This window comes from Nostoc sp. ChiVER01, assembly GCF_034531155.1.
In the GTDB taxonomy this organism is placed as follows: Bacteria; Cyanobacteriota; Cyanobacteriia; order Cyanobacteriales; family Nostocaceae; genus Nostoc.
Map to the genome: position 1 here is coordinate 138,968 of NZ_JAVRBS010000017.1, position 22,898 is coordinate 161,865.

Annotated in this window: 22 protein-coding genes; 11 read left to right on the forward strand and 11 right to left on the reverse strand. The window is 40.6% G+C overall.

Going from position 1 to position 22,898, the window contains the following annotated elements; all coding sequences use genetic code 11:
* Positions 1–16: 16 nt before the first annotated feature.
* Complete coding sequence (locus tag RMY00_RS21845; protein WP_322649539.1) at positions 17–169, reverse strand: lmo0937 family membrane protein; 153 nt, start codon at positions 167–169, stop codon at positions 17–19.
* Between the two features lie 527 nt (positions 170–696).
* Here RMY00_RS21845 and RMY00_RS21850 point away from each other — a divergent pair.
* Positions 697–1,020, forward strand: a complete 324-nt coding sequence (locus RMY00_RS21850) for a hypothetical protein (RefSeq protein WP_229462178.1) — start codon at positions 697–699, stop codon at positions 1,018–1,020.
* Positions 1,021–1,184: 164 nt separating this feature from the next.
* Here the strand turns inward: RMY00_RS21850 and RMY00_RS21855 are convergent, their stop codons facing one another.
* From RMY00_RS21855 to RMY00_RS21865, 3 genes are read right to left on the reverse strand one after another with little or no spacing between them, the layout of a single operon-like run.
* Positions 1,185–1,730 carry an ImmA/IrrE family metallo-endopeptidase gene (locus RMY00_RS21855; protein WP_322649540.1) on the reverse strand — a complete coding sequence of 182 codons (546 nt, stop codon included), beginning with the start codon at positions 1,728–1,730 and terminating at the stop codon, positions 1,185–1,187.
* Positions 1,731–1,734: 4 nt separating this feature from the next.
* Positions 1,735–1,905, reverse strand: coding sequence for a hypothetical protein (locus RMY00_RS21860; RefSeq protein ID WP_322649541.1), 171 nt, complete (start codon positions 1,903–1,905; stop codon positions 1,735–1,737).
* Positions 1,906–1,943: 38 nt separating this feature from the next.
* The gene (locus RMY00_RS21865) at positions 1,944–4,646 is read right to left on the reverse strand and encodes a helicase-related protein (RefSeq protein WP_322649542.1); all 2,703 of its coding nucleotides are present in this window, start codon (positions 4,644–4,646) and stop codon (positions 1,944–1,946) included.
* A gap of 114 nt (positions 4,647–4,760) precedes the next feature.
* Here RMY00_RS21865 and RMY00_RS21870 point away from each other — a divergent pair, with 114 nt between their 5' ends.
* From RMY00_RS21870 to RMY00_RS21885, 4 genes are all read left to right on the forward strand, one after another.
* Positions 4,761–5,165: a hypothetical protein gene (locus RMY00_RS21870; RefSeq protein ID WP_322649543.1), complete on the forward strand. Its 405-nt coding sequence runs from the start codon at positions 4,761–4,763 to the stop codon at positions 5,163–5,165.
* A 109-nt stretch (positions 5,166–5,274) separates the two neighbouring features.
* Positions 5,275–7,329, forward strand: a complete 2,055-nt coding sequence (locus RMY00_RS21875; RefSeq protein WP_322649544.1) for an FAD-dependent oxidoreductase — start codon at positions 5,275–5,277, stop codon at positions 7,327–7,329.
* Positions 7,330–7,464: 135 nt separating this feature from the next.
* The gene (gene clpS, locus RMY00_RS21880) at positions 7,465–7,791 is read left to right on the forward strand and encodes an ATP-dependent Clp protease adapter ClpS (protein WP_306423312.1); all 327 of its coding nucleotides are present in this window, start codon (positions 7,465–7,467) and stop codon (positions 7,789–7,791) included.
* A gap of 5 nt (positions 7,792–7,796) precedes the next feature.
* The gene (locus tag RMY00_RS21885) at positions 7,797–8,138 is read left to right on the forward strand and encodes a DUF2103 domain-containing protein (protein WP_322649545.1); all 342 of its coding nucleotides are present in this window, start codon (positions 7,797–7,799) and stop codon (positions 8,136–8,138) included.
* Positions 8,139–8,172: 34 nt separating this feature from the next.
* On the opposite strand, the gene RMY00_RS21890 is transcribed toward RMY00_RS21885, so the two are convergent.
* Positions 8,173–8,493 (reverse strand): hypothetical protein, encoded by a 321-nt coding sequence (locus RMY00_RS21890; RefSeq protein ID WP_322649546.1) that lies wholly within the window; start codon positions 8,491–8,493, stop codon positions 8,173–8,175.
* Between the two features lie 680 nt (positions 8,494–9,173).
* Positions 9,174–9,659: a molybdenum cofactor biosynthesis protein MoaE gene (locus RMY00_RS21895; RefSeq protein ID WP_322649547.1), complete on the reverse strand. Its 486-nt coding sequence runs from the start codon at positions 9,657–9,659 to the stop codon at positions 9,174–9,176.
* A 552-nt stretch (positions 9,660–10,211) separates the two neighbouring features.
* Here RMY00_RS21895 and RMY00_RS21900 point away from each other — a divergent pair.
* Positions 10,212–12,251, forward strand: a complete 2,040-nt coding sequence (locus RMY00_RS21900; protein WP_322649548.1) for an ATP-binding protein — start codon at positions 10,212–10,214, stop codon at positions 12,249–12,251.
* On the opposite strand, the gene RMY00_RS21905 is transcribed toward RMY00_RS21900, so the two are convergent.
* Complete coding sequence (locus RMY00_RS21905) at positions 12,238–12,669, reverse strand: KTSC domain-containing protein (protein ID WP_322649549.1); 432 nt, start codon at positions 12,667–12,669, stop codon at positions 12,238–12,240. The two genes, RMY00_RS21900 and RMY00_RS21905, sit on opposite strands and share 14 nt — an antisense overlap.
* A 143-nt stretch (positions 12,670–12,812) precedes the next feature.
* On the reverse strand, positions 12,813–13,652 hold the full coding sequence (locus RMY00_RS21910) for a class I SAM-dependent methyltransferase (RefSeq protein ID WP_322649550.1): 840 nt from the start codon (positions 13,650–13,652) through the stop codon (positions 12,813–12,815).
* A gap of 76 nt (positions 13,653–13,728) precedes the next feature.
* Between RMY00_RS21910 and RMY00_RS21915 the strand changes: the two genes are divergently transcribed.
* Positions 13,729–14,067 carry a cupin domain-containing protein gene (locus RMY00_RS21915; RefSeq protein ID WP_322649551.1) on the forward strand — a complete coding sequence of 113 codons (339 nt, stop codon included), beginning with the start codon at positions 13,729–13,731 and terminating at the stop codon, positions 14,065–14,067.
* A gap of 494 nt (positions 14,068–14,561) precedes the next feature.
* Here RMY00_RS21915 and RMY00_RS21920 read toward each other — a convergent pair whose 3' ends face one another.
* Positions 14,562–17,399 carry a choice-of-anchor D domain-containing protein gene (locus RMY00_RS21920; RefSeq protein ID WP_322649552.1) on the reverse strand — a complete coding sequence of 946 codons (2,838 nt, stop codon included), beginning with the start codon at positions 17,397–17,399 and terminating at the stop codon, positions 14,562–14,564.
* A gap of 600 nt (positions 17,400–17,999) precedes the next feature.
* On the opposite strand from RMY00_RS21920, the gene RMY00_RS21925 reads away from it, so the two are divergent.
* The 4 genes from RMY00_RS21925 (at position 18,000) to RMY00_RS21940 (ending at position 20,569) form a co-directional block, all read left to right on the forward strand.
* Positions 18,000–18,179 (forward strand): hypothetical protein, encoded by a 180-nt coding sequence (locus tag RMY00_RS21925; protein WP_322649553.1) that lies wholly within the window; start codon positions 18,000–18,002, stop codon positions 18,177–18,179.
* Between the two features lie 38 nt (positions 18,180–18,217).
* On the forward strand, positions 18,218–19,051 hold the full coding sequence (gene thiD, locus RMY00_RS21930; protein WP_322649554.1) for a bifunctional hydroxymethylpyrimidine kinase/phosphomethylpyrimidine kinase: 834 nt from the start codon (positions 18,218–18,220) through the stop codon (positions 19,049–19,051).
* A 230-nt stretch (positions 19,052–19,281) separates the two neighbouring features.
* Entirely contained in the window at positions 19,282–19,884 is a 603-nt protein-coding gene (locus RMY00_RS21935; RefSeq protein ID WP_322649555.1) for a hypothetical protein, read from the forward strand.
* 346 nt (positions 19,885–20,230) lie between these two features.
* Positions 20,231–20,569, forward strand: a complete 339-nt coding sequence (locus RMY00_RS21940) for a P-II family nitrogen regulator (RefSeq protein ID WP_012410794.1) — start codon at positions 20,231–20,233, stop codon at positions 20,567–20,569.
* A 113-nt stretch (positions 20,570–20,682) separates the two neighbouring features.
* Here the strand turns inward: RMY00_RS21940 and rdgB are convergent, their stop codons facing one another.
* Positions 20,683–21,261: an RdgB/HAM1 family non-canonical purine NTP pyrophosphatase gene (gene rdgB / locus RMY00_RS21945; protein ID WP_322649556.1), complete on the reverse strand. Its 579-nt coding sequence runs from the start codon at positions 21,259–21,261 to the stop codon at positions 20,683–20,685.
* A 73-nt stretch (positions 21,262–21,334) separates the two neighbouring features.
* Positions 21,335–22,771, reverse strand: coding sequence for a phosphoglucomutase/phosphomannomutase family protein (locus RMY00_RS21950; RefSeq protein ID WP_322649557.1), 1,437 nt, complete (start codon positions 22,769–22,771; stop codon positions 21,335–21,337).
* Between the last annotated feature and the right edge of the window lie 127 nt (positions 22,772–22,898).

Here is a 22,898-nt window from a genome sequence, read left to right on the forward strand (position 1 = left end):
TCGGCGACCACTATATTTACACATCACGCGCTTTGAAAAAATTATAGATAGCAAGAGCGATCGCTATAAGCAAGACTGCATGAATTAAATTTCCGGCAATATGAAGTGCCAGTCCTAATCCCCAAAAAGCAATCAGTACAACAACAATACCCCAAAGTATACTCAACATATATTTGATTTTAACCAAGTAAGTTTTTATTTCTTTAGATATTTTACTTCTAGCTTCACTTTGATTCTATTTACCCTCAGAGAGGTCTAGAAATTTAAATCATCTTTCTTAAGAAAGAAAATTAATTAAAAATTTACCTTTTGCTGTTAACCGCAATTCTATTTCCCCTATGACTGAGCCTACGCTCGTTGATTTGTTTACAATTCTTCATTTTAAAATTTTAATTTCTGGATATAAAGAGTTTTTTAAGCAGTAATACTCATGGGCTTATTTACAATTCTTGACTTTCAATGTTTAAAGTAAAGTTTATTGTCTTTTAAATTCAACAGACCCCATCAACTGTTAGTCTTTTAATTAATGAAAGCAAGGTTTGAGCGTAATTATATGCGTCTCAAGTGCTTAACAAAGCTTAAAAGTTGGATAATTAGCGTTAATTTTATAGCGGTTAGTTAGTTTTTCAGGAATCTCCAAGAGTTTACATTCGCCAAGTACACAACTTACACAAACCGAACTCCCAAACAAACCCGATGATGAATCATTACTCACTTCAATGGATTGAGGCATGGTGCCAAGAAAATGGCTGGACAGATTTATTTGTCGAGCGACGTAATAACTTCTGGGCTTTCCCTCCGGGTGGGGTAATGCCAGAACCAATTCCAGTTCACGTTCTCAGAGTGATTAAAGCCGAGAAGGGATTGACTTTTGAAGAACGATTGTGGTCGATGTCCGCAGTAATTGGCACAATCCTAGCTGTTCTTTTTACCTTTTGGTTGCAGTCACCAATGCCATTAGTTTTGGCTTTCGCTTTTAACGCTGTTACGGTGGCTCAATTTGAACTTGAAGATGCCTAAATTATTAATTTTGGGCTTTGCTATTAAAAACTGCTCTTGTCTACTTTCAGCAAGAGCAGTTTTTAATTGAAGAAAAAAAGACGAAATCTCTACAGTTTCAGCTAAAGATTATTAGTTATTGATTAATAAGTTCTGTTTGTTGGCAGAGAAAATATTGTAATACATTAGCATTTGACAGACACTTCAGTTACATTGCTATGAAACTTCACCATCGCTTCACTAGCGCCAAAATATGCTGCAATCTGAGGTAACAGCATCTTTCGTTGTGTCGCCCATAATAAACCACGTTTGGGAATTTGCAGGCATCCCCCTAGATAAGTTGCTTCATCTTCGTTGTTTTGTTTACGTTTTGGTAGTCCAGTTACCGAATCAAAGCCAACAGCCTTATGATTGAACAACACATGAGCTATTTCATGCATCAGATTTGATTCATACCGTGTAGGTGCATGACGTGGGTTGTATACAATCCATAGTGGGTTATAGTGTATAATCCCTGCTGACCACCCATCGCTAGCAAGTAATACTGCTACTTGCTCTGGCTCTAAATTTGGAACCCGATCGGGCGTAAAAAGTCTTGCTCCTAACTGGGTTGCTAGAATGTCTGCGGGTAACGGTTCAAACGATCGCACTCGAAGTAAGCTTCGTTGTTCAGTTGCGATCGCTTCACAGCGTTGCCTAAATTCCGGCGATAGACTTTGAATTAATGACATATCTTTAAGGATCTTGCTTCAATTCGCCATCATTTTGAGAGAGATCACGATACGCTGCTTTAACTAAAGATGCTAAAGCATTAGCGATCGCTGGATCAAGATTTTTGTCAGCGCGTAGTTGAATAGCGATCGCTTCAAGTGTATCCAGTTGATCCTCTTGTGTGGTTCTAAACAACTTAGCTGGTGGCACTTCTAGCCAGTAGATATAAAGTACTAATATCTAGCTAAACTTTCAACATCATCAGGCTGATGTGCTGGCTTGAGATACATTGCACATTTTCTGACAACATCATCTAAATTAGCATTATTTTGTTTAGACCACTCTTTTATGCAAGCATAGCTAAGTTCTTCAATTTCATCAGCATTAACAAGGGCACGCTCAGTATGTTCCTCACATTCTAGCAAATCAAGTAATTGATTACGTAATATGTTCCGCAAGCTTTTTGACTTAGGTTCATAAACAGCCCATTTGTATTCATCTTCGTGTTTAAACAACACATAAATTAAAATTGTTCGCCCTGAATAAATTTTTGCACTAATAATATCGTCACGAATATTACGGGCGTAGTCGCGGTTATTATATAGCTTAGATGCATGGTGATAAAATGGTGATATATTATCATCGACTAAAGCCTCTAAATCAAGTACACCTGATTGAATTGTTACTTTGGATGCATTTTTGAAAAAATTAACTTCTTCTTTTTCATTTATAGAGAGAACAGGAAGCTCCATAATTTCTTGAGATTGACTGTGGCGATTTGCCAGGTTACTATAACGTTTTGCAATGCCTAAATCTCGTAAAGCATCACCTTCTAGCGGTGGAACAAAAGTGTAAAGCTCCACAGTACGCGGTTCAATCCAGGGTCTTAGAACACGACCTGCTCTTTGTGTAGGCTCAATTGCTGTCCAAGCTAAATCGTAATTGATAACTACAGGTGCATCTTGTAGGTTAATGCCAACACCATGAGCATCAGTTGAAATAAAAACATCGTAAGTCTCTTCGTACTTTCCTTCGGCTCGGTTTGCGACTGGGGCAAATTTTTTAATTGCTTGTAAAATCTCTCGCTCACTTTTAGGTACGTATTGACTTTTTCCTTGCTTACTTATGCGCTTCATTGTGCCAAATACTCTTAGATAGGGAAGTAAAGCATTAACGGCTCTCACCAAATAGACCACTGTTGCACGACGCTCACAAAAAATGATAACTTTTTTATTATTAGAGTGAACTTCTTGGAGAAAGCTACATAGAGATGCAAGCTTCTGATCATCAGTAAACTGCATTTGGTTTAATCGACTTAGGAGCGGCTCTAATATTTCACGGCGCTGAGATTGAGGCATTTCAAACTCAAAATCATATGACAAGTTTCGCTTGCCTGGGGTGTTTATAACTTTTTTGATAATTTCACGAAGTGCCCACGGTGAACTGGCCCAGGCAACTTCTGCTTGCGTTTCTATAAACTTGCGTGACTCTGGAGGATCTGTAACGGTAAAGCAACCATCCCTAAAAACTTGAGAGATTTCGCTTTCCATGAATAGATGGAAATTAACTCGATATAACTTGACAAGCGGAATATATCGCTTTTGCTGTCCAAACTCAATTAATACGCCATTCTCTAGCTTCTGTCCATACTGTTGTGCAACATAAGGTGTAGTTAATTGAGACACAACAGGTAAGTTAATAAATCCTTTTATACTATCTGTATGCCAATTGAAATTTTTCTTGTTTTGTTTATCCGAAAAAGTTTCAATTTCCGCAGTGTGAGGTAGAAGCAAAATTTGGTGATTGAGATTCCTAATATCTTTAGAATAAGGTGAACCAGTAAGAAGTAAGACTTTACAGCCACTTTCTTTAATTCGTGAAATCAATCTTTGGAATGAGCGCCTTCTAGGACCTTCTGCACTATCATGGCAATTTCGGAATAGATGGCATTCATCAATAATAATGAGCCATTGCTTATTTATTTTTTCTTCTATTTCGATAAAGTGTTCAAGATTACGATCATGGCTTGGATCTTCTTTATCTAAAGCTTGATAGCCGATATAGGTCTGAGGGATACCCGCATCCATAAATTCAGACTTCCATTGCCTTTTTACTAATTTGGGACCAATAATCATTACATGTATAATTTTATCTGCTCTAAAAAGTTTCAAGGCGAGGTGAGTAGCAACAACCGTCTTTCCAAGTCCTGTTGAAGCAACCAACATGACTCCGCTATGATCGCTTATTTTCTGTAAAGCTTCAGCAATCATTGCTCTTTGATAATTCGTTGGCGGAGTATATCTGTTATCAATTTCTAGATCCTCAAAAGCAAGTAAGGTTTTGAGGTAAATATCCCACGGAGAAGCAAGTTTCAACCAATCTTCGAGAGCTTTAAGTAGTCTCTGAGTTAAATCTACTGCTTCAGCAAAATATCCATCAAATTTCTTGACAAGTTTTACAATTTCCTTCTTCCGACTCAGTGGATTACCAGCTTCAACCTGTTGCATTAAGCCATGTTTCGTTAAATTGGCTGAGGTAACTATGACAACCTTACAGTCAACAAAGTAAAGTTTTGCATGATGTTTCATAGCGCGTGCATCAACAATCCGCAATTGACCCGTCCGAATTTTATTAACTAAATCTGCTACAGCTTGACGGCGATTACCTGGTGATGATCCTGTTGCTAAATCTTTCTTGATTTCTTGGATTAGAAGATGTTGTGCGTATCTTTCGTCTTGTCTTTGAGTTCGTTCGTTAATTCCAACCAACAGATCAACATACTTTCCTTTTACAACATCCCGAATCTGATCCCAGCCGTTTATAGTAAAATAGCCAGATGCAATACGTATTTTTGATTGGCACTTTGGAAAGTAGTATTTGATTTGTTCATAAATTGTTTTGGAATCAAACCAGGATCTTGGCGGAGAATCAGTCATAACTCAGTGTTAATACGTTTGAACTATAGATAATAATACATCTGAACTATATTTTGTCAAAAATGTAACTTTTTGCCGCTTATTGACTACTAAAGTTGTCAATGTGGTTCTAATTTGCTGACTATCTCTAAAACCAATCGTGCAGATGTTGAAACTTTTGAGCAGGCTAAGGGAAAGATTCTTGTTGCTCCGATGAGTGCGATCGGGCGTGGTTTCAATATTTTGAATGCCAACGGTAAAGCGGCATTTGGTGCTATTTACTTTCTGACTCGCCCATATCCACATCCACATGATACACAAGTGATCGCCCAAGAAATGAACCGTCGCGCTTTAGACTGGGCGGATAAAGCAGACTTTTTAGCATGGCAACAAGGAGACGGAATTGTACAACGTGCTGAAAAAGTACGCCAACTAGCGGCGCGTTACTGGCGATCGGTTGAGCAACGTTCCTACTATAAACCACAGATAAGAGCTTTTAATAACTTCAGGGTGAATTTAGCATACATACTCAGTATTTGAAGTGTAAAAATTGTATTTAAATATATTTACTCTTATAAACTTGTGATGATCATTTCCTGGATGCTACCTTCTACAAGATGACACAGGATTTGGAGCAGTTTTTTTTACCATGAAGCGCAGACACAAAGTAGCCTATAGCTTGACATCGCTGTTCAGTCTCAATTTAATATTTACCTTAATTGGATTTGATGGAGCGATCGCAGCGCCAACATCAAAGGCGATCGCCACAGTACCAAGAACCCCAGATAAAACTGTCAATTGCGAGATTTTAGTTGTAGGTGGTGGACTATCGGGTGTCGCCACCGCTTACGAGGGGTTACTCGCAGGACGAACAGTTTGCCTTACGGAAATTACTGATTGGCTGGGAGGACAAATTTCTTCTCAAGGGACATCTGCGTTAGATGAACGCCCAACTCAGCGTGCCCTAAAATTCTATTCTCGCGGCTATCTAGAATTGCGAAAGCGGATTGGGCGCAAATACGGTAAACTTAACCCCGGTGACTGTTGGGTAAGTGAATCTTGCTTTCTTCCCCACGATGCTCACAACATTTTAGTCCAGATGCTCAAAGATGCCGAAAAGCTTGGCAAAGGGAAGTTGCAATGGTTTCCCAACACGGTAATTAAGGATTTGGAAATCGCTGCTGATGGCAAAATAATTGATAGTGCGATCGCAATCCAACATCAACCAGCAAAAGGCGCACCACCACTCAATACCTTTACTTTATCTCAAAGTATTGAAGATTCTTATAGCTACGAAAACTCATCTCGGTTTACCAAAACTATTATCCGTTTCCTTCCCAAGGCAGATAAAGGGGATGCTCCTAAATGGTACGTCGTAGACGCGAGCGAAACTGGAGAAATTATCGCCCTTGCTGATGTCCCCTACCGATTGGGTATTGATGCCCTTTCTTACCTAGAACCTTCTGCGTCTAGCACCAACAACGACCCTTATTGCCCTCAAGGCTTTACCTACACCTTTGCAATGGAGGCAACTAAGGAACCGCAACCGCAGACGATGCCAGCATTTTATCCACAATACGCTCCATATTTCAGCTATGAATTAAAACGACTGGCTAACTTTGACTTAGTTTTCACCTATCGTCGCATTTTAAGTCCAAAAAAAGGGAAAACAGAAAAATTCGGTGGTGTAAGTTTTGATGCTCCTACACCAGGGGATATCTCGATGCAAAACTGGACTTGGGGTAACGATTACCGCCCTGGAACAGCCCAAGATAACCTGATTTATAGTCGCCAACAGTTAGAAAGTACTGGACAGTTAAAACCAGGGGGTTGGATGGGGGGATTGCGAACAGAAACCCTCCGCAAAGCTGAGGAAAATGCCCTATCTTTCTATTATTGGTTAGTAGCTGGGACTACAGATTCCCAACTGGGGGAAGGTGTAAAGCAGCAGCAAAGCAATAACCGCTTTGTCTCAGGTTTAAATTCCCCGATGGGGACAGTACATGGCTTATCGAAATATCCCTATATGCGCGAAGCACGGCGGATTATTGGACGCCCTAGTTGGGGACAACCTGGTGGCTTTGGTATTTGGGAAATTGATATTTCTCGCCGAGATTACAATGATAAGTATTACTCCCAGACTCTGCCAGCAGATATGTATCGGAGGCTACGAGCAGCACTTGCAGGTTTGGAAGCAGTATCAGTAATTGAAGGTAAAGTCTCACCAGAAAAAGCAATGCGACGGACTCGTTCTACCATCTTCCCCGATGCTGTAGGTATTGGTCACTACGCTATAGATTTCCATCCTTGCATGGTGAATAGCCCCCCAGAAGCTCCTGGTAATACAGAACGTCCAGGTGAAAGACGTGGTGCAGGCCAAGCTTATCCCTTCCAAATTGCTTTGAGGGCAATGATTCCCCAAAAAATTGATAATTTGCTAGTAGGAGGCAAAAGCATTGCTAGTAGTCATATTGCTGCTGCTGCTTATCGAGTCCATTCCTTTGAATGGTCGTCTGGCGCAGCTGCGGGAACTGTGGCTAGTTTTGCCCTAAAAAATGCGATCGCACCCTACCAACTAGTCGATGACTTACCCAAACAAGAGCTACAACTAGAAGCACTCAAACGGCTTTTGGAACAAAATGGCAACCCCACAGCCTTCCCCGATACATCCATTTTTAACGAAAACTGGGATAATTGGCGATAGATAGTTATTGGTCATTTGTCATTGGTCATTTGTTGAGGGCAACAGACAATGCACAAATGACAAATGACAACTGACAATCGACTAAACTAGTTGTTTGTAGTGTAGTTTTGTAAAATTATCTTGCTTAATTGTTCTATGGTTATGACACTTTCAGCAGATGTTTACGGGATGGCCACAGCACCAACTAAAGCTCCTGAACGGTCTAATCAAGTTACCCGTAAGACTTATCCGAATTACAAAGTGATTGTATTAAACGATGATTTTAATACATTTCAACATGTGAGTGAATGTTTGATGAAATATATTCCAGGAATGACTGGCGATCGCGCATGGGATTTAACTAATCAGGTACACTATGAAGGTCAAGCGATCGTCTGGGTCGGGCCCCAAGAACCTGCGGAACTCTATCACCAGCAGCTGCATCGAGCAGGTTTGACAATGGCACCTCTAGAAGCAGCTTAATTATCATGGGCAAACCCACCCCAGATTCCCTCCGATCGGCTTCTCTACGAGACGCTACGCGAACGCAAAAAGCTGGCAGACTGGTTTGGAATCACTCGACTCACCTTGATGGTCTCATCCCCATTTTAGAACGTCTTTGTCAGCAGGACAATATTCAAACTGTGACGCCCGGAGTGATTGGGCGGGCAAAAGGCCATTGCCCGAAAATGCAACTGCGCGTTTCAGTACCGATTCGCGGCGGCTATAAAGTAATTGCACGGCAGGGAAAGACTGTACAAGAGGTCTTTATTTTAACTTCTTTGGCGCAGTCAGAATTAGAAACGGCATTAGCGATCGCTATGAAATAATCATGCCTAATTCCCAATTTCCCATGCCCTATAACTATTCTTCAACACGGTGTACTGCAAATTTGTGTAGTGGCAGACTAACAATGCAAGAAAAAGTTAAGAAATATGACAGAGCCGTAGTTATTCTCAAAGTCATGAGTACAGATTCCCAGTCGGGTAAAACTATTTTTTCTATACCAAAGGCTACACAATAAACTAGCCAGTAAGTAAAGCTCATTCTAAATAAAATCCGCTCTGTTTCTTCTACATCATTTTTTTGCTGCTTACTGTCCCACAGTAACACCAGCCCAACAATGCAAGCTAGAAAGGAAACAGCAACTACAAATTCGTGACAAAATATATTTAACGAATGCATTTGTGTTTGTCCCCACATTTTTCTGTTGAAGATCAGTCTAAAGGAATATTCCTTCTAGAAATACAAATTATTTACAAACCTCAATAGAGTCATGCATTTTCTGTAAACAAATGCAACATAAATTGTTTTTTTGCAAATAGAAATATTTTTATTAAAGATTAAATATTTCTGTTAAGTAGGTTTGGGAATTAGAGATTATGCCAATTCTTCAAAAAAGGGCAACACAATAGATGTAAATCAGGAAAGTCTTGCTGGATATAAGTTTCTTAATTGCGTTAGCCAGGAACGAGCATCATTGCGTTAGCGTAGCGGGGCGTTCGCTTTTAGTGTCTCCAAGAGTTGCCCATTGCGAATTGGTATTACCGATTGGTTTAAATTTTGAACAAATAAAAAACTCGTGTATTTTTTACTATTTGGGAAAGTTAAAGCTCAAATAGTGATGTACTGGTTGATGCCATCCAGCACTTAGCAATGTCTAAGGGACTTGCAGAAAATAAATTATCCAATTTACTCAGATAATATTCTTCTTTCTCCCCCTGCCCCCTGCTCCCTGCCCCTCTGCCTATACACCAATAGGATATTTTTTTAGTTGGAAGTCCCTAAGACAGGCATAGCTGCGGCATACGTTATAGTTCGCTAATTGCTGGATAAATCAAGCGTGTTTAATAATCTCAGAAATTTTAACAATTTTCTCCTGATGTTTCGCAAGCAGCAATACTTACCCAACGGCTAGAACCATCTTCCCAATGTTCTTTTTTCCAAATGGGGGCATTATGTTTGAGGGTATCAATAGCATACTGGCAAGCTTCAAAAGCTTCGCTTCGATGAGGACAACCTACTGCGACTAAAACGCTAATTTCTCCAACTTGCAAACGTCCAGTGCGGTGATGAATCACTACCCGATTCACATCAGGCGTAGATAAGCGAATATCAGCAGCAATTTGATAAAATATCCGCAATGCCATAGGTTCGTAAGCTTGATACTCTAGAGCAACTACAGGTTTACCATCAGTTTGATTACGAACTACGCCACTCATGATAACCACAGCACCGTTGGCTGGATCGTTAGACAAAGCATAGATTTCTTCAAGAGACAATGGTGCAAAGCTGATAGCAAAACTATCTTCGGCTTTTGGTTTAACAGCAGAGTTAAGTGTAGTCGTCATAACTGCGATTGTATTATGTGGGCTTTTTCTATTGTCCCTGAACAAAACACTGCTGGTGTATGTTTAGTTGCTCTTGCTATAACGGGCGTTGCTGATTCCATGTATCAAAATAATTTTGCATAATACCAAAATCCTTGTAGAGATGTAGCAGTGCTACGTCTCTACATCCGGATTCATGCCTCAATTCAGCAATGCCCTATAGCGCTTATCGTTATATGTGAGCTATACTCCTTGTGGCATTAGTTGCATATATTACCGCATACTTAATCTAAGTAGAAGTAATTTTATCTGTTAACAAAAAATTATAAGACTGTAAATCTTCTAAAATTTACTTAAAATTACAAAAATTCTTGTTCATCTTTCTTAAGGCATATTAGTATAATTAAAATCATCAAGCTATATGCTTGGTCGGTTATTTAAATTATCTGATAGTGACTTCATTGAGCTATCAAGTGCAGTGACAGATAAATCCTCTACAGAAAGCGCTGTAAATCGACGTTTTTTAGTAACACGAGGGTAAGTTGTCATTCAACAATAGTTAGGAACGATTTAATGAAATCTTTAGTGTGTAACAATGAAGCAGTAAGGCTTAAGGCTCTGCATCAGTACCAGATTCTCGATACTCCATCAGAAGAAGCATTCGACGATCTAGCATTCTTAGCCGCACAGATTTGTAACACACCGATCGCTTTGATTAATCTAATTGACGCTAACCGTCAATGGTTTAAAGCCAGAGTGGGGTTAGATGTACAGGAAATGCCACGAGATACAGGGTTCGGATTGATTTGTATAGAAAGTGGCGAAGTTTTAATTATTCCCGATACCTTAGCTGATGAACGTTTTGCTACGAATCCTATAGTTACTTATGAAGGACTTTGCGTAAGATTTTATGCAGACGTACCTTTGTTAGCACCAGGAGGAGAAGCGATCGGGACTCTGTGTATAAGCGATCGCATACCACGTCAAATCAGTCCCAAACAAGTGGAAGCATTGGAAACTCTTAGCCGCCTAGTAGTTAGACAACTAGAAATCCGGCGGAACTTAGCTGAACTAGCAAGCCTTAAACAGGAGTACAAGCAGGAACAAGAAGCATTGCTGGATTTTGTCACTGATGCAATTGTCGTGCAAGATTTGGACAACAAAATTTTATTATGGAACAAAAATTCTGAAGAACTTTACGGTTGGAAGTCAAAAGAAGCTATTGGTAAGCAGTCAGATGAACTTTTTTCCACTGAACCTTTGTCGCAAAACCTAGAAATTTATCAGACTCTATTAAAGGATGGATCTTGGCAAGGTGAGTTACAGAAAACCAGCAAATCTGGTAAAAAACTCATCGTTGAAAGTCGCTGGACGCTGATAAATGATGAACATTCTCAAGCTAAATCAATCTTTGTTGTTGATACTGATATTACCCAAAAAAAACAACTAGAACAAGAATTTTTACGTGCTCAACGCATGGAAAGTATAGGCACTCTTGCTAGTGGTATTGCTCACGATTTAAATAATGTGTTGTCACCAATTTTGATGGCAGTGCATCTGCTCAAATCTAAAAGCTGCAATCAACAGATGGATCAGATGCTGTCAATAATAGAAAGTAATGCCAAACGTGGTGCTGATTTGGTAAAACAAGTGCTGTCTTTTTCTCGGGGAATTGAAAGCAATATTCAAGGACAAACCGCTGCACGCCCATGCACGGTGCTTCAAGTTAAACACCTGATTTTAGAAATACAGCAAATTATCTCACAAACATTTCCGAAATCAATCACAGTGGACACAGAAATTCAGGAGAACTTGTTACCTATTTGTGCCAATAGTACCCAACTCCATCAGGTACTGATTAATCTGTGTCTCAACGCGCGGGATGCCATGCCTACAGGCGGAACTTTAACAATATCTGCCGAGAATATTTGGATTGATGAAACTTATGTCAGGATGCATATAGAAGCTACGGTTGGTGCTTACATTGTTCTGACAGTTGCTGATACCGGGCTTGGAATTAATAGTGAAATATTAAATAGAATTTTTGAACCATTTTTTACAACAAAAGAGTTGGGTCAAGGTACAGGACTTGGGTTATCAACAGTAATGAGAATTATTAAAGAATACGGTGGTTTTATCACTGTATCAAGTTTTGTAGGCAAGGGAACAAAGTTTAAGGTGTACTTACCAGCAGTTAATCAAGTGCCAATTCAGTTGTTAGAAGATACGGAAATACTAACTGGATGTGGAGAATGTATTTTGGTTGTAGATGATGAAACTGCCATTCAGGAAATTACTAAAACATCTTTAGAAAATTATAATTACACGGCAATGACTGCTGGTGATGGCATCGAAGCATTAGTAATTTATGCCCAGCATAAAGATAAAATTAGTGCTGCAATTATCGATATGATGATGTCTAAGATGGATGGAGAAACTACTATTCGGAAATTGCAAAATATCAATCCATTATTGCCGATTATTGTTGTGAGTGGACTTGTAACAAGTGATCAAGTATCAATTGACAAAATAGATGAACATACAGCCTTTTTACCCAAACCCTACACGACGCAAGAATTATTAAAAACCTTACATGCAGTTATTCGTCAATAGTATAATCTGCATGATCTAGACGATCGCAGTCATATCTACCTTTAATCGCTTGATTGAAAAAGCTGCCAATTGAGTCAGAGGAATGTAAATCTTCCCAAGTATCCTCGTTTACGCCTAAGTACTGATAAACACCTCCATTTTGAAACTCAACTTGCAAAATTTGTTCGTCGCGATCATAGCCTACAGCGATCGCCATTGATGAGCTAACTGGTAACATCGCAATTGGTTCTTCTTCAAAAAGTAATGCAGTCGGTTCAGCTATCGCCTCGTTCAGTTCTTGCAATCCTTCATAAGCCTGTACTGGTGCTGGAATTTCCAAAAACTCTAGTTCGTCACCTCGATCAAGCAATAACTGCAAATATCCATCAGAGTGAGCGATCGCGACTAAACTGCTCAAGTCTACCTTAGATAGCTTCATTAATTTTGTACTCTCTTGTTGGCGTAGTCGAGTGTTTAAAGTTTTATACAACATGTAAGTAGTTTATTAGTACAAATATACTAATAAAAAATTTCGCTGTCAAGTTTTTTCTACCAAAAGAGAATTTATTGATCTCAACTGTATTAGCCTATTGGCTTGCGACCAAAGGTATAAAAAATTGTCAGATCGTTCCAAATGCCTTGTTCCGTAACTAATGCTGCCAATTCTGCTTCAAATTCCGCCTTAACTTCCTCGAGTTGCCCAGATGAGAGTTGCTTCATAGGATTTGGAAATTGCCCAGGTGCTGGATGAGAACTTCTAGCCCACATTTGCTTTGCCTGTTCTATGCTAATGTAGCTACCATCTTGCTCAGACTTAATTTCAATCGCCTCAAAGCCTGCTGTTATTATTAGGTCATGGCACTTTTCAATAGTGCCTGTTGGTTTACTGAACGCAAGTGAAACACCATATTTTTCGGCGACTTTTTGCATAGTCACACCTTCCACAAAAGCGGTGTCTGCGAATGCATGAAAGCCAATTAGCCCACCAGGTTTAAGCAATTGATACCAAAGGCGTAATGTCTTGGGAATGTCAGACATCCAAATTAGGGCTGAGGAACATAGGACAACATCAAAACTGTTGGCTGGAAAATTCAGTTCCTCGGCATCCGCGAGTACAAACTCAATATTATTCAGCCCTAACGCCTCAATCTTGCGTTTTGCCTGCTCAAGCATCCCAGTTGAAATGTCCACTCCAACAACTCGACCTGCAAAACCGACAAGCTGTGCTGCTTCAATCGCCACCATACCTGTTCCCGTTGCAATGTCTAAAACATGCTGTCCTTGGCTAATGTGTGCCTGTTCAACCAGACGATGAGCAATTCGAGGATGCCAATCGCCCTGATCATAAGTTTGGCCTCTGCGACTGTATAAATCGGCAATCTGTTGCTTGTATTCATTTAGATCAAGTTCTTGATTCATCATTCTCTTGCAAAGAGTGTTTTTTGTCTTACATTTACATAATGCTAGAACACTTATCAGTTTTAAATAGGTAAAGAACATGCTAGAACAGACCTTTATTCAAACTGACTCTGAGCGAATGCTGGACATTGAGCAGTTTCCTGGTGCTAAGTTTTTCCCTCTAGCCGAGCCTGTATCTCAGGGTTCAATACACTTGTTAACGATGAAAGCGGGTACAACAATTCCCATTCATACTCATCCTTGTGATGAGTATGTTTATGTGATGAAGGGAGTTGTGGAAACTGGAGGAAAGAGTTGTTCTGCTGGAATTTTTTGGTTTACGCCAGCCCACACCCAACAAGGGCCTCACATAGCCATCACGGATGTAGAAATATTCACGATTAGGCTTGGGCCAATGGGCGTGTTTGATTCACCTTAGTTGTGCAAGCAAAAACCGAGAAGTAAACACAGCATTGAAGTGCGATTTGTTCAGTCGAAACCGAATAATCGGAAGATGACTGGCTTCTACAGGGTAATCCATTAGGATTGAGTTCGCACTTTAATCCCTTGTAGATGACAACTTCATAACCTTACAGGTGAGCGTAATTACCCTAGAAAAAGTTAAGCCTTGTCTCCAGACGTAGGAGTGAAAACATATCCTCTGTAGAGACTAGCCCTCAATCGGTGAAGCCTATCCTTACAAGGGAACTCAATGAAAGTGATAATTAAAATCCCTGTACCTCAAGGTCAGGGATCAACAGACTAATGCCAGTTTTTGAACACAACCCCTTACAAGCATAAGGTGTAAGGAAGCCGAGCAAAGAATTTAGTTACTCAATATTAAATCTTCTTTGTGTAGTTATTCCTCTACACCTGCTCCGTTGGCGTAGCCTAAGAAGAAAAGAGAAGAGACTTGGTTATCAAAAGAGATAACTAAATAGTGATAAAAGCGGAAGGTTGAGCCGAAAGTATACTTGCAGTAACATTGTCCAACTTCGCCAACACTTGATTGTCAGAACTATCCATAATGAAAGTTTGACTTCCTTGTTGCTGTATCAATAATTGACCGAACTTGAGACCTCCTGACAAGGCAATTCTATCCTTACCTATTTCAAAGTCAGTAATGGAGTCCGTGCCGTCACCAGAAGCGAACACAAAGGTGTCAGCGCCATAACCCCCTGTAAGTACATCATTGCCTGTGCCCCCATAAAGCCAGTCATTACCTGACTCCCCTAATAGTTGGTCATCACCGACACCACCAAATAGCGTATCGTTACCGTTGCTAGCCGAAAGCTTGTCATTGCCGCTATCGCCATAGAGCAGGTCATCACCATCACCTGCCCAGAGAGTATCGTTTCCATCGCCTCCTGAAATTTGGTCATTTCCTAGATTACCTACGATGGTGTCTGCACCCCCAAACCCATAAATCTTGTTAGATGGGGCATTGCCTTTTAAGTACTCAGAATTTTCAGTGCCATTAAGAAGATAAATTTCGCTAGCAACAGGGGGTTTAACTGTGCCACTGATAGCAAAGTCAAAGAGACCTTCGTCACTATCGTTGGTGGTCAAACTGAAACTGCCAGAATATGTTCCAGGTGTAGGTGTATTCGTATTGAGTGCCACCGTTATATTTCTTGAATCGTTGGCAGCCACAGTATATGGAAAATCTCCTACTAAACTAAAGCCGTTAGGGAGTTTAAGATTACTCAGGTTGAGCGTAGCTGTACCGATGTTCTTTATGGTGAAAGTTTTGGTTACGGTACTACCGAAAGCGACGTTGCCAAAGTCGATGGCAGTAGTGCTGCCATCTGCAATGTCAACTGTGCCATTGAGAACTTGAATTTCAGGGGTAGGAGCGGGCTGAACTTTACCGCTAATGGCAAAGTCGAAGGAGCTTTCGTTAGGATCGTTGTTGATCAAATTGAATCTGCCAGAATATGTTCCGGGTGTTTTCGTATCGAGTGCCACCCTTATATTCGTCCAATTGTTGATAGCCAAGCTAGTTGGAAGAGTTCCTACTAAACTAAAGCCCTTGGGGAGTTCTAAATTACTCAGATTGAGTGGAGCTTTACCCGTATTTTTAATGGTGAAAGTTTTAGTTACAGTGCTGCCAAAAGCGGCTTCGCCAAAGTCAATAGCATTAGTGCTGCCATCTACAATATCAACAGTGCCATCGAAAACGTGGATTTCGGGAGCGTTAACCTTACCACTAATAGCAAAGTCAAAAGGGCTTTCGTTACTATCGTTGTTGGTTAAACTGAAGTTGCCAGTGTAGGTTGCGCCAATAGTCGTATTTAGTGCCACTGTTATATTCGCCGAAGTCTTAGCAGCCACACTAGCTGGAAGAGTTCCTACCAAACTAAAACCGTCGGGGAGTTTAAGATTACTCAGAGTGAGTGCAGCTATACCTGTGTTCTTAATGGTAAAAGTTTTGGTCACGGTGCTGCCAACAACGACCTCACCAAAGTTAATGGCAGTAGTGCTGTTATCTGCAATGTCAACTGTGCCATCAAGAACTTCAATTTCGGGGGTAGGAGTCTTAATAGTGGGGGCTTCGTATGCACCAATATCAGTCAATACACTGCCGTTGCCATCGCCATCTAGGGGAAGAATCTTGGTGATGCTATTGAAGGTATTGGAACCAGCATCGATCGCAGGACTTCCAGATTTAAGCCTAAAGTCACCATTTGCTGCATCAACAAACAACGGGTCTTTATTTAAAACATTTCCTGTTCCTGTGCCTTTAAAAGTTCCGTTATAAGCAAGGTTATTATCAAATGAAGTATTACTAGAACTAACAATAGAACTAGCAGACTCTCCGTCCTTTGCATACAAAATATTGTTAGAAACCCTAACATTGTTAGCTCTGTTAAGGAAAACTTCTCCAGATGAGAGTTCTTGAGAGTTCTGGTAAATTGTATTATTTACTATATCGACAGGATTTTCTCCTTTGAAAATCTGAACACCTGCACCACCATTGTTATAAATTAAGTTCTTACTGATTAAAGCTTTGCCGGTGTAAGCAACATCTCCAATAAAAGAAGTGTCAAGCATTATTCCATGACCTTCTGTTATTTTTCCTACAGTAACCCAAGGAACTAATTGTTTGTTATTAAAGACAATGTTATCTTTAATAATTACTTTATAATCTGTTACGTTTTGATCGGAATTCCAAAGGTTAAGCATTGTAATTCCTTGGGTTCCATGAGGTGAGTACCAAGCATTTCCAGAAACCACATTGTTTTTTACTGTAATGTAGTCTGCTTCCATTGTTGCAATCCCGCCTCCTGGAAACTTAGAAACGTTGTTATTGCTAATTGTGATGTGATGTGAACGTTCCTTTTCGTTGCCATCGATATATGTAATATTAATACCGTTCCCAGATGTTTCTGAATTTGGGTTGTCTTTATGTTCTAGCGCATATTCTAATGTAGTTTCATCTCGTGCTCCTACCAGCGTCAGCCCATTAATAACTACATAAGAAGACCCTGTAATTGAGATAGCATTCCAATTGTTTTTGTGTGCTTCTAGAACAGGTGTGTGCCCGGGATAAGCAGTAAATGTGATTGGCGCACTAGCGGTACCGTGCTTATCTGAAATACTCAGAATATTAGGGTAAATATTTGTGTAAGTACCATTCATGACGTAGACGGTATCACCTGCCTTCACTAAGTCCCCAGCTTTTTGGAGGGTACGAAATGCAGATCCTTCGTTCAAACCATTATTTTTATCATTGCCTGTTCCAGAAACGTAGTATATGTTGCCAGCCATAAGATTAACTCCTAATGTTTATAAGGGGAATTGTTAGTAAGTTCTCAGCAATAAACTAAGTTGCTAAGTAGTTATTTGAATGGATGATTTATCTGTACTTTTAAAGACAGTTGCAGTTATGCGATGGCGTAGGCGATCGCAACTTTAAATTGCATTTTTTGTAGAAAGACAGTTATAAAACTGAAAATCTTTATCCTATTAACCGTGGATGGTTAAAGTAGGGATGTCGATACCGTCAATCGTCACTGTTTTATTGAGGGTAATCGGACAATTTGCACGCAGACAAGGCAGCGCAAAGCCAAAGCAGTTTTCTGTCATCTCTGCGTTTTATTGAGTGATCAAAGTTGAATTGGTTGAAACTTTAGTAGGTTTACCTTTAACTTAAAGGGAACTAATGTAACAACTTGGTCGAACTTGTTGTAAGCGGTGTAACTGAGGCTTGTGAACTCATGTATTAAAACTAACCTTTACACAGAAGACAAGAATCAGTAAATATTCTGAATTTAGTATTTTTTTTTACAGCAAAAGCGAAATTTTTATGGAGATGTCGTGCTGAAGTTCTGTTAATTTTGAGAGTAATATGGGAGCAAAGAGCGCTTTGTGCAAGGTTTTGATGAAGTTTCTCTAAAAATTCTTGAAGAAGCGATGCCCTCTTTACTAAACGCCCCGCTACCCCTAACAGCACTTTTAAGTCAGGTTATCGTAAATCTTTGTGGTTGCGATCGCAAAGGAGGCTGGAAAGAACAAGGTTTTGGTCTAGTTGATCAATCTTTGAGATAGTTTGGTTTGATGGTGCCAACTTACTTAATCTTCATAATATGAAAACTGAAATAAACTCCAGAATACCCGTCGCTTTGACTATTGCTGGTTCAGATAGTGGTGGCGGTGCAGGAATTCAAGCTGATTTACGTACCTTTGCTTTTCACTGTGTCCACGGTACTAGTGCTATAACCTGCATTACGGCACAAAACACTTTAGGAGTGAAAAGGGTTGATGCCATGCCAATAGAGGCTGTCGTGGCGCAAATTCAGGCAGTAGTTGAGGATATTGGCGTACAAGCTGCCAAAACCGGAATGTTGCTTAATCAGGAAATTATCTTTGCTGTTGCCCAGCAGGTGGAAGCTTTACAAATCAATAATTTAGTAGTTGATCCGGTAATGGTGTCACGTACAGGGGCACAATTGATTGATGATGATGCTGTGAAGACTCTATGCCATGCCCTGATTCCAAAGGCACTTATGATCACGCCGAATCGCTACGAAGCCCAGATTTTAAGCGGTTTACAAATTAATTCTTTAGAGGATATGCAAGCTGCTGCTGAAGTTATTCACAAGACTTTACGGACGAAGGCTGTTTTAGTCAAAGGCGGAGGTATGCAAGGAGATTTACGTGGTGTTGATATCTGGTTTGATGGGGACAAGTTGGAAGTTTTGACTTGCCAACAGGTAGAGACAAAAAATACCCACGGTACTGGCTGTACACTATCGGCTGCGATCGCTGCTAATCTGGCCAAGGGACAAGGCTTGTGGCAGGCAGTGCAAGAGGCAAAGAAGTATGTGACTACTGCACTCACTTACGCCTTAGATATTGGCGAAGGGCAAGGCCCTGTAGGACATTTCTTCCCATTATGGGGAGTAGGGAGTAGGGAGTAGAGAGTGGGGAGGTAGGGGGAGCAGGGGGAGAAAGAATAACTAATGCCCAATGCCCAATGAATGCCCCATGCCCCATGCCCAATTCCCAATTCTCAATTCTCAATTCTCAATAATAAATCTTTGCTCTTTCGGCATTTTTCTATTATTCTTGGGCATAGTTTCAGGGCTGACTATCTTTGTTAGCATCTCTGTACGACCTACTTACTTTGATTTTTAATACCAAGTCCCCGATGCGAACAACCATAGGTTCAGTTCACAGGAATTCGCCAACACCGACTACTCAAGCTTCCCCTCCCTCTGTACCACTTTCTGTATATAGGGAATTGTCAACAGAGTTACAAGCAACACAGGCGAAGTTACATGCACTTACCACCAAAAATCAGCAATTAGCACAAGAAAATCAACTATTACGCCAAGAAATTACCAAAGTTGTTGAGTCTTTTTCTCATTTGCAAAAGTTTGTGGATTCCCATACTGCGCCTGGTTATTACCAAGTTCCCCAAGCCTCTAATGACAAAAATGCCGCTCAAGTGCCAGGAACACAAGCGCGTCCACCTCAGCAGTCTCGTTCTCATTCACCCGTTACTCTCAAAACGCCACCCGAAAAAAGCCGTCGCCAAGATTTTTCTCCACCTGTAATGGAAATAAATTTCCCAATACCACAACCAGTTTATATAGAAGAGCAACAAGTAAGTTATTATCCTACTACCGAGCCAGATGCCAAGGAACTCAATGGCTGGTGGCTAATTATCACCATATTGTTAATCATGCTTACTGCCTTTAGTGCTGGATATTTCGTTGTGCGTCCCTTATTTGAACATCAGAAACGTTAGTTGACACTCTCACAGTCAGCAGCACCAAGCTTTCGAGCTACCAAGCAATTCCTCTGCAATCATTTTCTAAAATATCTGAGCATATTTGCTAAATGGCGGAATTTATTTATTTTTAGGTTATAAAAGCTACATAAAATGCTTAATTTACAGCAACTTCTTTATGTTACGACCTTAAAGATTATCTAATTAATAAATCCTTGCCGCTTTTTATGTCCCAAACCCTCTACACTTTAAAAAAGTGGTAATTATTACATATATTTTAGGAAAAGCACTGCTAGTTACAGCTTCAGACAACGGATCTGGTTAGATATATAAACGAAGCTACTAGAAGTCAGGAGTCAAAAAGATGAAAAAAGTAGAAGCTATCATTCGCCCATTCAAGCTAGATGAGGTAAAAATTGCCTTGGTTAACGCTGGTATTGTCGGCATGACTGTTTCTGAAGTCCGGGGATTCGGACGGCAGAAAGGTCAAACTGAACGGTATCGTGGTTCTGAGTACACCGTTGAGTTTCTACAGAAACTCAAAGTGGAAATCGTCGTTGATGATAATCAAGTTGATATGGTGGTAGACAAAATTATTGCTGCTGCCCGCACTGGTGAAATCGGCGATGGTAAAATTTTCATCTCGCCTGTTGAGCAAGTGATTCGGATTCGCACCGGCGAAAAGAACACAGAAGCAGTTTAAAAAAGTTATGAGTAGAGACGCGATTAATCGCGTCTGTACAGGAGTTATGATTTGTGAGTCAAGACTAAATGAGTGATGATTTAGTACAATTCATAAATCTAAACTCCCAATTTCTAACTCTTAATTTTCTCTAGCTGTGGAAGTAAAGCTGTAAAAGCCTTGCCTCTATGGCTAATTGACCCTTTCATCTCCCGTGTCATCTCCGCAAAGGTCAATTGCAACTCTTGGACATAAAAAATTGGATCGTAGCCGAAACCACCCTCACCACGCGGTGCATGGAGAATTTCGCCGCGACAAATACCTTCAGATTCTAATATGATCGCACCATCAGGACGAGCGATCGCTACTGCACAAACAAATTGAGCTTGTCGATTTACCTCGTTGTCTAATTCTTTCAATAGCCTAGCAATGCGTTCTGAGTCGGTTTTGGCATAACGTGCAGAATATACCCCTGGTGCGCCATTTAGAGCATCTACTTGCAAGCCTGAATCATCAGCAATTGCCCAGTTTCCTGTCGCTTTAGCAATTTGTGATGCTTTCAAACAAGCATTAGCGGCAAAGGTTTCGCCCGTTTCTTCAATTTCCAATTCTTCAGGTTTGAGGGTTAATTCCCAACCAGAATTTTCCAGATAAGCTTGCATTTCCCGCAACTTACCTGGATTCCCTGTAGCTACTACGAGTAATTTGGTCATTAGTCATTAGGTCATTGGTCATTAGTCATTGGTCATTTACTAAGGACAAAGGACTAATGACTAATAATTAATTTTACTCTGCCCAGTGTTTCGCCCAAGCAAGAGTTTGATGCACTTGCTCAATTGTCGGGGCTTCGCAGTAGAGGCGTAAAACTGGCTCAGTACCGCTAAATCGAATCATTAACCAGCTTTTATCAGCGAGGCGATACTTGTAGCCGTCAATTGTCTGGCAATCAATCACTGCTAACCCAGCAATTTCGGTTAAGGGTTGAGTTTGTAGTTGTTGCAGAAGACGCGATCGCACTTCCATACTTGCTAAGGGTAAATCAATGCGATCATAAGCTGAAATAAACCCTGTTTGTTTCTGCAAGTAGCGATAATACTCACCTAAATCAAAACCAGATTCTACAATCGCCTCTAGAACGTATAATGCTGACAGCAGTGCATCGCGTTCGGGAATATGACTACCATAGCCAATCCCTCCCGACTCTTCGCCACCCAGCAACACTTTTGCGACTAACATTCTGTCAGCAATGTATTTATAACCAACTGCTGTCTCAAATACCGACAGGTTATGTAGTGCTGCTACCAGGGGCATTAAGTCGGAACCACTAACAGTTTTGACTATTTCACCACTAAAGCCGCGCCGCAAAGTTAAATGGTCGATTAATATTGGAATTAAGACTTGGGAACTTAAGAAGTTGGCTTCTCCATCTACAGCCGCAATGCGATCGCAATCTCCATCAAATACTAACCCCACCGTTAAAGCTGATTTATCTGTGTCTCGATGAGTTTTAATGACTTCAAATAGCTTTGAAAGGTATTTGGGCAGGGGTTCTGGCGCACCACCACCAAATAGGGGATCGCGTTCTGAGTTGATTTCTTTGACTTGATTACCTAGTAGTCTCGCCAATCCGCCAGCCGCCGCGCCATGCATAACATCGGCAAACAATGTCAATTTGCCAGAGGCGATCGCTTCTCGAATTTTGGCAATATCAACTTTACGTTCTAATGCTTGAGTATAACTGGGCCAAGGATCAAATTTCTCTTGCTTGCCTGGAGTAGCTGCTAATGGGACTCCAACCGACAACTGCTCTTCGATCTCTTTTGTGACTTCTGGCGGCACCGAACCACCAAAACAACCCTTGACTTTTAACCCCAAATATTTACCAGGATTATGGCTAGCTGTAATGACTAGCGCCCCTAAAGCGTTGAGTTGTTTTGCTGCCCAACTATAAGCTGGGGTTGGGGCAAAGTTTTCGCTCAGTAGCACATCAAATCCGACAGAGGTGACAGTATCAGCAACAGCACGAGCAAAATCTTCGGCCATGAATCGGCGATCGTAACCGACAATTATTGTCCGGCTACCCACCGTAGAAAAATATGTATCATATAATACTTTTGCGGCAACTGGTGCGACCAGGGCTAGGCGTTCAAAGGTGAACTCGTCACCAATAATGCCCCGCCAGCCGTCTGTACCAAACTTGATTGAGTTAGTTACAACTGGCATCTAAGTATCCTAACTGTCTACTTGAGGATTCTAGCATTTATACAGTGTACAAAGTAAAAAAAGAATCTAGTAATAATGTTCAACAGAAAAGTGAGCAAATTTGTGCATTCTAGAAGTGCGATCGTCC